Source organism: Enterococcus salsurae (genome assembly GCF_054784955.1).
In genome coordinates, this window is record NZ_BAAHWY010000001.1 from 24,368 (window position 1) to 36,565 (window position 12,198).

At 41.3% G+C, this 12,198-nt stretch carries 11 protein-coding genes; 5 read left to right on the forward strand and 6 right to left on the reverse strand.

All coding sequences use genetic code 11. The annotated features are described in order from the left end of the window. Positions 1–6 precede the first annotated feature (6 nt). From ACYVRS_RS00115 to gdhA, 3 genes are all read right to left on the reverse strand, one after another. The gene (locus ACYVRS_RS00115; RefSeq protein WP_054115352.1) at positions 7–216 is read right to left on the reverse strand and encodes a hypothetical protein; all 210 of its coding nucleotides are present in this window, start codon (positions 214–216) and stop codon (positions 7–9) included. 382 nt (positions 217–598) lie between these two features. Beyond that, a complete protein-coding gene (locus ACYVRS_RS00120) occupies positions 599–1,945 on the reverse strand; it encodes a glucose-6-phosphate isomerase (RefSeq protein ID WP_054115353.1) in 1,347 nt (448 codons plus the stop codon). Positions 1,946–2,047: 102 nt separating this feature from the next. Beyond that, positions 2,048–3,397, reverse strand: coding sequence for an NADP-specific glutamate dehydrogenase (gene gdhA, locus ACYVRS_RS00125; RefSeq protein WP_312497781.1), 1,350 nt, complete (start codon positions 3,395–3,397; stop codon positions 2,048–2,050). Between the two features lie 159 nt (positions 3,398–3,556). Between gdhA and ACYVRS_RS00130 the strand changes: the two genes are divergently transcribed. Both ACYVRS_RS00130 and ACYVRS_RS00135 read left to right on the forward strand, forming a co-directional pair. Continuing rightward, positions 3,557–4,816: a BaiN/RdsA family NAD(P)/FAD-dependent oxidoreductase gene (locus ACYVRS_RS00130; protein WP_461202102.1), complete on the forward strand. Its 1,260-nt coding sequence runs from the start codon at positions 3,557–3,559 to the stop codon at positions 4,814–4,816. Positions 4,817–4,935: 119 nt separating this feature from the next. Next, positions 4,936–5,973, forward strand: coding sequence for a tagatose 1,6-diphosphate aldolase (locus tag ACYVRS_RS00135; protein WP_461198233.1), 1,038 nt, complete (start codon positions 4,936–4,938; stop codon positions 5,971–5,973). A gap of 51 nt (positions 5,974–6,024) precedes the next feature. Here the strand turns inward: ACYVRS_RS00135 and ybaK are convergent, their stop codons facing one another. The 3 genes from ybaK to ACYVRS_RS00150 are packed head-to-tail and all read right to left on the reverse strand — an operon-like array spanning position 6,025 to position 8,460. Further along, entirely contained in the window at positions 6,025–6,510 is a 486-nt protein-coding gene (gene ybaK / locus ACYVRS_RS00140) for a Cys-tRNA(Pro) deacylase (protein ID WP_312497778.1), read from the reverse strand. Positions 6,511–6,526: 16 nt separating this feature from the next. After that, on the reverse strand, positions 6,527–7,285 hold the full coding sequence (gene aroD, locus ACYVRS_RS00145) for a type I 3-dehydroquinate dehydratase (protein ID WP_313538008.1): 759 nt from the start codon (positions 7,283–7,285) through the stop codon (positions 6,527–6,529). A 5-nt stretch (positions 7,286–7,290) separates the two neighbouring features. Beyond that, complete coding sequence (locus ACYVRS_RS00150; RefSeq protein WP_313538006.1) at positions 7,291–8,460, reverse strand: class I SAM-dependent rRNA methyltransferase; 1,170 nt, start codon at positions 8,458–8,460, stop codon at positions 7,291–7,293. Between the two features lie 237 nt (positions 8,461–8,697). Here ACYVRS_RS00150 and ACYVRS_RS00155 point away from each other — a divergent pair, with 237 nt between their 5' ends. The 3 genes from ACYVRS_RS00155 to ACYVRS_RS00165 all read left to right on the forward strand — a co-directional run bounded on the left by ACYVRS_RS00155 (position 8,698) and on the right by ACYVRS_RS00165 (position 12,128). After that, entirely contained in the window at positions 8,698–10,791 is a 2,094-nt protein-coding gene (locus ACYVRS_RS00155; protein ID WP_313510497.1) for an LTA synthase family protein, read from the forward strand. A gap of 147 nt (positions 10,792–10,938) precedes the next feature. Next, positions 10,939–11,676, forward strand: a complete 738-nt coding sequence (locus ACYVRS_RS00160; protein WP_313538004.1) for a hypothetical protein — start codon at positions 10,939–10,941, stop codon at positions 11,674–11,676. Then, complete coding sequence (locus ACYVRS_RS00165; RefSeq protein ID WP_054115360.1) at positions 11,655–12,128, forward strand: hypothetical protein; 474 nt, start codon at positions 11,655–11,657, stop codon at positions 12,126–12,128. The genes ACYVRS_RS00160 and ACYVRS_RS00165 overlap by 22 nt, the downstream gene beginning before the upstream one ends. Positions 12,129–12,198 lie beyond the last annotated feature (70 nt).

Sequence of the window (12,198 nt, forward strand, 5' to 3'; positions counted from 1 at the left end):
CTTTTATTATGCTGCATGGATCGCAGCGTGTATGTTATTAAAAGTCACGATCATTCGATGATTGCACTCAAATACCCACTCTTTGTCTTCTTCTTCACAAGCCGTGACAATAATCAGCGCTGTATTCAGATATAACTTCTCTATTGTGCCTTCTACGTGTTTTTTCGTACCCACCGGTTGACAACGATAGGTTTGTCCAATATTGATCTGTTCCATATACTCACCTCAAACAATCATTTTTCTTAAGGCTATCATAACAAATAAACAAGCGAATGAAAACGCTTTTTAAACAAAAAAAGTATTTTTTTATTCCGCTGTTTTTATCTCACTTTTAGATGACAAATTCGTTCGCTCGTTCTCTCAACCCTGTTCGTGCCTGTCCTGACTTTTCGTATTACACTAGAGAAAATCAATGAGGGAGTGATGATCATGCCTATGATTCAAACATTCGTCATTTTGTTATTGTCAGCTGCATTGCTTTTCGGCTTAAAAGAAAACCATTGATGCATGCCATAATGCCGTCTACTGTCTGCTTGAAATAAAAAAGACCCTGCCATCCAGAAAATTGGATGACAGGGACTTTGATGAGTCTTGACGCTTATAGACGTTCGTTCAATTCTTTGGCAAGATCTTCAAAACCTGGTTTGCCAAGTAAAGCAAACATGTTTTTCTTGTAAGCTTCTACGCCTGGTTGGTCAAATGGATTGACGCCATTCAAGTATCCTGAGATTGCAACGGCAATTTCAAAGAAGTACATTGTATAGCCTAAAGTGTAGGCATCCATCGTAGGGATCTTCACCAAAAGATTTGGTACATCGCCATCAGTATGGGCCAATAACGTACCTTCAAACGCTTTTGTATTGACGAAATCAACTTCTTTACCTTGTAAGTAGCCTAATCCATCTAGATCAGCTTCTTGGGTTGGGATCGTGATTGATTTGCGTGGTTTTTCAACTTTTACGACTGTTTCGAAGATATTGCGACGGCCTTCTTGGATATATTGACCAAGAGAGTGCAAGTCAGTTGAAAAATTGGCGCTTGAAGGGTAAATGCCTTTTTGGTCTTTTCCTTCTGATTCGCCGAACAATTGTTTCCACCATTCAGAGAAATATTGCATGCCTGGTTCGTAGTTGATCAATAATTCAGTTACTTTGCCTTTACGGTAAAGGATATTACGCATAGCTGCGTACTGATATGCTTCATTTTTTTCAAGGTCATCTGTCGCATACGCATCACTTGCATCAGCAGCCCCTTGCATCAACGCATCGATGTCAGCACCTGTAGCGGCGATTGGCAATAACCCAACAGCTGTTAAGACAGAGAAACGTCCACCAATATCATCGGGAATCACGAATGTTTCCCAGTTTTCCGCATCAGCTTCAACTTTTACAGCACCTTTGGCTTTATCCGTCGTTGCATAGATCCGTTTGTTGGCTTCTTCTTTACCATACTTCTCGATCAAACGTTCTTTGAAGACACGAAAGGCGATTGCAGGTTCAGTCGTTGTACCTGATTTAGAAATCACGTTCACTGAGAAATCACGTTCGCCAATGATATCGATCAAATCTGCCAAGTACGTAGATGAGATTGAATTTCCAGCGAAGAAGATTTGCGGTGCTTTACGTTCTTCTTTGCCAACTAAGTTATAGAAAGAATGATTCAAGAAATCGATTGCCGCTTTGGCACCTAAATATGAACCGCCAATTCCGATAACAACTAAAACGTCAGAATCTGATTGAATTTTTTCTGCTGCTTTTTTGATTCGTGCAAATTCATCTTTATCATAATTTTTAGGTAGATCGATCCAACCTAAAAAGTCACTTCCTGCGCCTGTTCCTTCTCTTAATTGTTTGTCTGCTGCTGTGACTTGACTTTGCATGTAACCCAATTCGTATTCATTGACGAAAGGTGCTACTTTTGAATAGTCAAATTTGATGTGTGACATGATTTGTCCTCCTTGAAAAAATAGTTTTTCATACAGTATCTACTTTACGTTTTTTTTCAAGTTTTTTCAAGTAATTCCTAATATATCGCCTGTTAGGTATTTTTAGACAAGTCCTTGGGCAAACATTGCTTTAGCAACCTTTTCAAACCCTGCCACGTTGGCACCCAGCATGAAATTATTTTTTTGATCAAATTTTTCAGCAGTATCACGGCAAGATTCATAAATATTTTTCATGATATCGTCTAATTTTTCATCCACTTCTGCTTTCTCCCACTGCAATCGTTGAGAGTTTTGGCTCATTTCTAATGCAGATACGGCTACGCCACCCGCATTGGCTGCTTTACCTGGGCAATAGTAGATGCCTTCTTCGATGAAATATTCTGCCGCTTCTAGCACACTGGGCATATTTGCGCCTTCTGACACGACTCTCACACCATTTTTCTTCGCTCTTTTTGCTTGCTCCAAATTGATTTCATTTTGCGTTGCACATGGAAAAGCCAATTCCGCTTCTGTATCAAAGTCCCAGACAGATGCGCCTTCGTGGTATTCTGCAGAAGGACGTGCCTCAGCATAGGCTGTTAGGCGTTCCCTTTTGACTTCTTTCAATTCTTTCAGTAAAGCCAGATCGATGCCTTCTTTGTCATAAATGAAGCCTGATGAATCAGAACATGTCACAGGGATCGCACCTAATTCTTGTAATTTTTCGATGGCATAGATAGCGACATTCCCACTACCAGAAACGATGGCTTTTTTGCCAGAGAAATCTTCGTCTAAGTCCTTCAAGAGATGTTTGACAAAATAGACTGCGCCATACCCTGTTGCTTCCGTCCGGTTCTTGCTGCCCCAGAAATCTAGAGGTTTACCGGTTAATACGCCGGCATCATATTGTTTTAATCGTTTGTACGCACCGAATAAGTAGCCAATCTCACGGCCGCCAACCCCAATATCCCCCGCCGGAACATCTAAGTCTGGGCCAATATGTTTCGATAATTCGGTCATAAAGCTTTGGCAAAAACGCATGACTTCAGCATCAGATTTGCCTTTAGGGTCGAAATCACTTCCACCTTTCCCACCACCGATGGGTAAACCAGTTAAACTGTTCTTGAAGATTTGCTCGAACGCCAAAAACTTCAAAATACTCAAATTGACACTTGGATGGAAACGTAATCCGCCTTTGTAAGGTCCCATGGCAGAGTTGAATTGAATGCGGTAGCCGCGATTGACTTGCCAGTTTCCTTGGTCATCTTGCCAAGGAACACGGAACTGGATAAAGCGTTCTGGTTCAGTCAACAACCCTAGCACATTTGATTCAATATATTCTGGATGCTCCTCCAAAAAAGGAACAATTGTCGGTAAGAATTCATCTACTGCTTGCAGAAATTCCGTTTGGTACTGGTCTCTATCATGGATTTTCGTTTGAATGTCTTGAACATATGCTGAAGCTTTTGTCATAGTGCATTACCTCCTTTAAGATATTCTCTATTTTATAGAAAATTTCAGAAATTGCACGCTTTTTTTTCGAATTGTCAGAATTTTTTTTCAATTCCTTTTAAGATGCTTGCTCTACTGCAGTTGTATGGGATATGTTACAATGCAACAGAGGTGAAAATGATGAATAAAAACTACGATGTCATCGTTGTAGGTGCTGGGACCAGCGGCATGATGGCTGCCATCACGGCGGCGCAACAAGGGGCACGCGTGTTGTTGATAGAAAAAAATAAAAAAATCGGTAAAAAACTTTTACTCACTGGTGGTGGTCGTTGTAATGTCACCAATAATCGTCCTGTTGATGACCTAGTGGCACATATTCCTGGGAATGGCAAATTTCTTTATAGTACCTTTTCTCAGTTTAATAATTTTGATGTGATGACATTCTTCAATGATTTGGGGGTCGTGCTGAAAGAAGAAGACCATGGCAGAATGTTTCCCGTCACAAATAAATCGAAAACCATTGTGGAGGCCTTGCACACAGCAATCAATGACCAGCGTGTGACGCTACTGACCAATACTGTCGTTACGAAACTACTGCACGATGGCCAACAGATCCAAGGTGTCCGAACAGAGCTAGACGAGTACACTGCACCAAGCGTGATCTTAACAACAGGCGGAAAGACCTATCCATCCACTGGTTCCACAGGTGATGGCTATACAATGGCCAAAAAAGTGGGCCATACGATCACCCCACTCTATCCCACGGAATCGCCTTTGATCTCCGAAGATGATTTTATCCTTGAAAGAACCTTACAAGGTATCTCTTTGCAAGACATCGATTTGACCGTCTTGAATGCCAAAAGAAAACCAGTCGTCACCCACACGATGGACTTGCTGTTTACCCATTTCGGTGTTTCTGGACCTGCGGCTTTGCGCTGTTCTTCCTTCGTTAATACCGCATTGAAAGACGGTCCTGTGTCCGTTGTTGTAGATAGCTATCCACAACGCAGCGTAACTGCTTTAGCAACAGAACTTCACGATGCCGCCCAATCGAAAAAACAACTCAACAACGCGCTAAGCGGGTTCTTGCCAGAGCGTTTGATGCGCTTCTTTATTGAAAGGCTCGGCTTGATGGACAAAATTGCTGAAAAAACTTCTCTGGAGGAATTGACAGATCTTGCGGGCTTGATGAAAGGTTTTGAGATCAATATCATCCGCACTTTCCCCATTGAAAAATCATTTGTTACCGGTGGTGGGATCCATCTGAAAGAAATCAATCCCAAAACAATGGAAAGCAAAAAAATCAATGGACTATATTTTGCTGGCGAATTGATCGATATCAATGGCTACACAGGTGGCTTCAATATTACGGCAGCTTTTTGTACTGGTCATGTTTCTGGAAAGAACGCCGCAGAAACCGCTAGTTATTTTGCCTATTAGTTCATTCTTTCGTTAGCTCCTTGAGCCAGTCTTTACGGCTGGCTCTTTTTGCGTATCAGTTGGTGTTTCTCTGCAGAAGGCGTACACTTAAGCTAACTAAATAACGGAGTGTGATTGCCATGAAACGAATGTCCAGAGGAAAATTTGACAAAATGCAAAAATTAGCCAATGCAGATGGTGTGATTGCCGCGTTGGCGATCGACCAAAGAGGTTCCATGAAAAAAATGATGAAGGCTGCTACGGGACCTGACAACTTCACAATGGATCATATCTACGAATACAAAAAGTTGGTTTCACAAGAGTTAACCAAGTATGTCAGTAGTATTCTGCTTGATGAAGAATATGGATTTATGGGCATCGAAGCGAAAAACCCGCAGGCTGGATTGATTTTGTCTTATGAAAAAACAGGCTATGATGTCAACACGCCAGGCAGATTACCTGAGATTTTACCAAATGAATCTTTACAACGCCTAGTCAAAAAAGGGGCGGATGCTGCGAAAGTATTGGTTTACTACAATCCTGATGAACCACAAGAAATATTGGACATAAAACATGCTTTCCTAGAACGTTTGGGCACTGAAGCGCAAGCTGCTGATATTCCATTATTTGTCGAGCCCATCGTGTATGATGATGAGATCACAGATCCTATATCGCCAGCATTTGCCAAAATCAAGCCAAGCAAGGTGATACGGACGATCCAAGAATTGACCAAAGACCAATACCATATCGATATTTTGAAAGTCGAGGTACCTGTGCAATTCAACTTGGTTGAAGGCTATCAAAAAGAAGGTTTAGAAGCAGTCTACACGCAAGAAGAAGCGGCTAACTACTTTAAAGAAGCCAGTGAAGCGGCCACTCGTCCATTTATCTATTTGAGTGCAGGTGTGCCGGCAAATGTCTTTCGAGAGGAACTCATTTTTGCTGGACAACATGGCGCCACATTCTCCGGCATCTTAGGGGGGCGTGCCACTTGGCGAGATAGTGTTGACATCTATGGCAAACAAGGGGCAGATGCGCTGATTGAATGGTTAGATACCAAAGGCAAAGAAAATGTGGAAGAGTTGAATGCCATTTTGACACAATATGCCACACCGTGGTATGCATTTTATGGTGGCTTAGAAAATATTGAGGTCTTTGATCTAAACGTGGCGGACTGATGCCAGACGACAAAAAGCGCAAACCAAGACGACTTGGTTTGCGCTTTTTGCTTATTCAGCTGCCAAAATATCGACAAACTGGGCTTTTGTCAACACCAAGAGATCCTCTGGTGCAAGGCCCATCTGTAATCCGCGTTTGCCTGCGGAAATAATGATTTCCTTCAGATTCTCCGCACTTGCATCAACAAATGTCGGAAATAATTTTTTCATACCGATCGGTGAACAGCCTCCACGAATGTAACCGGTGGTTTCTTCTAATTCTTTGACATGAAGCATCTCGACTTTTTTATTTTGACTGACTTTTGCTATTTTCTTTAAATCCAAAGCCGCATTTCCTGGAATTACTGCCACCAAAGGGCCCGTCTTGTTGCCAACTGCCACTAACGTTTTGTAGATGGCTTGTGGTGTATCCAATTGTTCAGCTACGGTTGTTGCATCTAAATGGTCCTCAGACCATGCATAGGTATATTCTTGATAGTTGATTTTACGTTGCTCCACCAATCGAATCGCATTGGTTTTTTGACTCTTTTTTGCCATAATGTCCCTTCTATCTCTATGATTCCATTTTGATCTCAAATTCATCTAAGTAACTTTGCATGTGTTCCACGGGAATTTGACCTGGTGCTGATGCCTCGCCTAAAGAAGCAAAGGTAAACACTGAGCCGGTCAATGAGCCGCTGACACGGCTGATTTTGCCTAAATCTCCCATGGACATAATCGCTAAAGGCAATTGATTAAAGCCGCGGGCCTTCGTGATGATCCCCATTAAACGCAAGACATCTTGTATTTGATTCGGCATCATCGCTAACTTGCCGATATCTGCGCCAAACTGATTCATGATACCAATCCGCAAAATCAAGACCGCATCTTCTGGTGTTCCTTCAAAATCATGATTGCTTAAAATCAATTTGACTTTGGCTGCTTTGATTTCTTTTATAAACTGTCGACCTAGAAATTCCGCTTTTTCCAATTCAATATCGATCCAATCAATCAAGCCGGATTCCGCTGCTGCCTTGCAAAGTATTTTGTATTGGGTCAATGAATATGGCCGCTGGCCACCTTCTTCCAGCGTTCGAAACGTGAACAATAAGACTTTTGATTTCAGCGTTGTGCGAATATGAGAGAGCACATCTAAAACTGCCTGTACATCTGCTGCATGTTTGTAATGATCAACACGCCATTCAACGACATCTGCATGAGATTCTTGTGCTGCCAATGCTTCTTTGATGATTTCTTCATTTGTAGTGCCAATCAACGGCACACATATCAAGGGCTGTTTGCCGTTTTCAGTTGTCGGAATTTCTATTGTCATCTATTTCACTCCTTATGGATTTGATAAAAGAATACTTTTAGATAATTGCCTTCATTAAAATGGCGATCGACTGCAAAATCGCTTGGTAAACGGTAAGTATGCAAACAGTCAAAGGACACGTGTGCGTCGTTCAGTGCGTCCTCGATCAATTCTTGAAACTTGCCAATCGGTAAATTGGCTGCATTCGTTGAAGCGATCAATAGCCCATCATTTGCTAAGATCGCTAAGCTGTCAGTTACCAGCTCCCCATAATTCTTGGCTACAGAAAAAACTTTCTTTTTGTTGCGGGCAAAACTTGGCGGATCCAACACGATTGCATCAAATCGCAGATGTTTCTTCTTGGCATATTGAAAATAACCAAAGACGTCCATCACATGGATTTTTTGCGTTTCTGGATCGATCCCATTGACGCTAAATTGTTCTCGTGTCTTCTCTAGGCTTCGTTTCGCCAAATCAACACTGGTTGTTTGACTGGCGCCCCCCATGGCTGCTGCCACAGAAAAGGCACCGGTATAACTGAACATATTCAATAGTGTTTTCCCATTAACTAAACCATCCACAAGTTGGCCGCGCACTTCTTTTTGATCCAAAAAAATACCAGTCATCAAGCCTTCATTCAAGTAGGTCGCATAGGCAATGCCATTTTCCAATACCAATAACGGTTCCGGTGCTGTTTCTCCAAATAACCATTGCGACTCAGGCAAATCTGCGGTAAAACGAATTTTTTCGGCTGCGCCGATAATTTCAGGAAAGATCTGTTGAAAAGCTGCAACGATTTCCTGCTTATGCTGATAGAGGGTCTGGTTGTACCATGAAAAAACGGCATAGGTCGCATAAAGATCAATCGTCAGACCACCAACTTGATCCCCTTCGCCATTGAACACGCGAAATGCTGTCGTGGTGTCATCTTGATAGTAGCTGCTGCGCTTCCCTTTGGCTTTTGCAAACCGGCCTTCAAAGAACGCTTGATTGATGACAGTCTCTTCAAATGCCAATACCCAGCCCAAGCCTTTGTTTTGTTCTCCTAGATACCCTACGCCTAAAATCTGTTGCTGCGGGTCGACAAAGTTGACCCATTCAGTGCTGGTTTTAGCTTGTTCTAGATCCTCTTTTTGGATCAGCGGATGGCGTTTGCGAAACTTGGCTATCCCTTTTTTGTTTAATGTTATATTCATATTGATCGGCTCCATTCATTCTTGTTTCAAGTATAGCAAAAAGCCGATTCTTTGTCTGTATTCTTGAAAGTAAAGAAATACTTAATTCCCTGCTGCTTCAAGGAATACATTTGACACCTATGACCTTGACTAGTAGAATATATTGTGATGTAAAATCGATCAAATTTCGTTTATACAGGAAAAGAGAGGACGATTCCTTTGAAAAAAAATAAAGTATCCACGATAGTGAATACACGAATGGGCTTTTTCTTTTTGTTGGCCCTATTGTTTTGGTTAAAAAATATTTTTGCTTATATGGTGGATTTCCACCTTGGGATTGAAAGTGCGGTACAGTATTTCATTCTGTTTATCAATCCGATAGCAACTACCTTGCTGCTATTATCCATCGCTTTATATGTTAGAAGAACGAAGGCCGCCTATATCACAATGCTGGTGATCTATTTCTTAATGACCTTGCTGCTCTTCTCCAATGTGTCTTATTATCGTGAATTTACCGATTTCATCACGATCAATACAATGTTGGGTGCTGGGAAAGTGGCCAGTGGATTAGGTGAAAGTGCGATTCGGTTGTTTAGACCTTATGATGTCTTGTACTTTATCGACTTTATCATTCTGATTGCTGCTTTCGTCATGAAAAAAATCAAAATGGATACACGTCCAGTGCGTGCCAGAATGGCATTTGCCATGTCGACACTTGCAGTGATGGTCTTTTCTGCCAATCTATTTATGGCAGAAGCAGATCGTCCAGAATTATTGACACGGACATTCTCTCGTGATTACTTGGTCAAATACCTAGGGATCAATGCCTTTACTGTCTATGATGGCGTTCAGACCTATCAAGCTTCACAAGTTCGTGCTGAAGCAAGTCCCAATGATATGGACGAGGTCGAAAGCTATGTCAAAGAACATTATGCTGAACCCAATGATGACTTGTTTGGTATCGCCAAAGGCAAAAATGTCATCTATATCCATTTAGAGAGTACACAGCAATTTCTGATCGATTACAAATTGAAAGATGAAAATGGTGTGGAACATGAAGTCATGCCATTCATCAATAGTCTTTATCATAGTGACAGTACCTTTAGTTTTGATAATTTCTTCCATCAAGTCAAAGCGGGCAAAACCAGTGATGCTGAAACTTTATTTGAAAACTCATTGTTTGGATTGAATCAAGGGGCTTTGTTTACACAACTCGGGGGCAAAAACACCTTTGAAGCAGCACCAGATATTCTTGGTCAAACTGAAGGCTATACAAGTGCTGTTTTCCATGGGAATACCGGTACTTTCTGGAATCGGAATGAAACCTACAAACGATTTGGCTACGATTATTTCTTTGACGCTTCTTATTATGATGTCACTGATGAAAATTCATTCCAATACGGCTTGCATGACAAACCGTTCTTTGAACAATCTGCTCAATATTTGGAACACTTGCAGCAACCATTTTATGCCAAATTCTTAGCTGTATCCAATCACTATCCTTACTCAGAATTTACCAATGATGATGGTGGCTTCCCATTAGCAACTACATCTGACGAAACGATCAACGGCTACTTTGCTACTGCGAATTATTTAGATACAGCAGTCGAAGAGTTCTTCAACTACTTGAAAGAAAGTGGTTTGTATGACAATTCAGTGATCGTGCTTTATGGTGATCACTATGGTATCTCAAACTCAAGAAACAAAAACTTGGCTGAATTGCTTGGCAAATCAAGCAGCAGCTGGACAAATTATGACAATGCTTCCTTACAACGTGTACCTTATATGATTCATATCCCTGGTCAAACCAATGGCGGGATCAATCATACGTATGGCGGTCAAGTCGATGCATTGCCAACATTACTTCACTTGTTGGGTGTTGATACATCAAACTATATCCAACTAGGTCAAGATTTATTCTCAGATGAGAATGAACAATTGGTGGCCTTTAGAGATGGCGACTTTGTCACACCTGAGTATACGTATTATGGTGGGACGTTGTATAGCAACAGTACTGGCATGGCGATTACCAATCCTTCCGATGCATTGCAGCAGCAGGTAGATGATTGGAAAGCCAAAGTGGACAAACAGTTATCGGTTTCTGATCAAATCAACAATGGCGATTTACTGCGTTTTTATGCGAAGAGTGGTTTAGAAGAAGTCGATCCAGATAGTTACAACTACAAAGATGGCCTACAGCAAATGCTTGATATCGAATCGAATCTAGGCGATGACTCGACAAGCTTGTTCTCTCAAAATGGCAATCAATCTACTGTAGATCTTTATCAAACAAAGACCTATAAAGAATACGAAGAACAGATTCAAGAAGATACCAGCGATTCGCAAGATTAGCCTATGTTCATCCACCAGTTCATTACTGGTGGGTGTTTTTTTTGTCAATGATCGTCGTACCTCAAATGTTTTCTTTTTTTTACTATAAGAACTTCATACTTTATTCAAACTCCCATTTTATACTATAGATAAGATGAGGTGAATGAAATGAGAACCGTGAAGTTTGCAATAGCTAGTTTGTTTTATCATAAAAAAGCAATGATTCTGTATACGCTCGTTTCTTTTTTTGCGATGCTCGGTTTGATCGTCACCTTTGCCTTGATCTACTCTTTAGATCAAGTACTGGCCCAGACGAATGAACTCTTGGGCACAGATGATCTGCAATCAAAATTAACCAATGAGATACAACCGATCACCACCCTTTATCAGCACCTGTTTTATTTGATTTTTGGGGCGTATTTACTGGTGATTTGCGGTTTTCAATTTTATTATCAGTTACATAAACGCAATGAATATTCAGCATGGCTGACCACTGGATCCTCTACCCGTCAGTGGGCTGGGATGCAGTTGATTGAAATGTGGGTTCCCTTGATGCTTGCAGCAATTGCTGCATTTACACTGCTGATGCTCTTCCAACCTTATTTCCAACAAGAGCTGCTTAGCGGTCACATCTTTGTCTTAGATCGAGAAAACACCTCGGCCCATATTTGGCAGAGTGTCCAAAGTTCCCAGAACGAAGAATTCGGGATCACGATTCCCCAAAATAACCAGGTCTTTGTCCAAAACGTTGAATTGAACAGCACCGCTTGGTTATCGATCATGCTTCATAGTACGCGACAAGCCATCCTTATTTTAACTGCTGCAGTGACAACGATCACTAGTTTGATAGTCAGCGGTCATTGTTTGTATTGGAGGAAAAAACAATGGAAAAACCAACTCAATTAATGTATCCATTTGGGTTATATTTTGTATTAGAGGAGAATCAGCAGCTATTAACAGAACTAGATCATCTGGTCATGCAGCAGCAGGCTGCATTGATCAAAGATCATTGGTCACCTGTTCCGTTTTTATCTCTAAAAGACAACTTGGCCTTAACGGCTAAGAAAAAGACTGCTCTAGAAGACATCCTTCCTTTTTTGAGCTTAGAACCAGCCATCATCAAGAAAGAGCAAGCTGCTTTGACAAAAATCGAAGAACGCCAAATACAGTTGCTGCAAGCTTTGTTACTAGAAAAAGAGATCTTCGTCATGGAGCACGTCCTCAGTAATTTATCCACCAGTGATATTCAACTGTTGCTGCCCATGTGCCAAGGCCTCGCCAAACACTTTGGTCTGCAAATCTTTTTGATTCACGAAGACCAGCGATTTGCCCATACACCGTATATGACAACTTTATGAATAGTATGTGACGTCGCCTTATCAAAAGGGCGGCGTTTTTTTGTCGAATGACCGCAAAAAAAGACGTGTA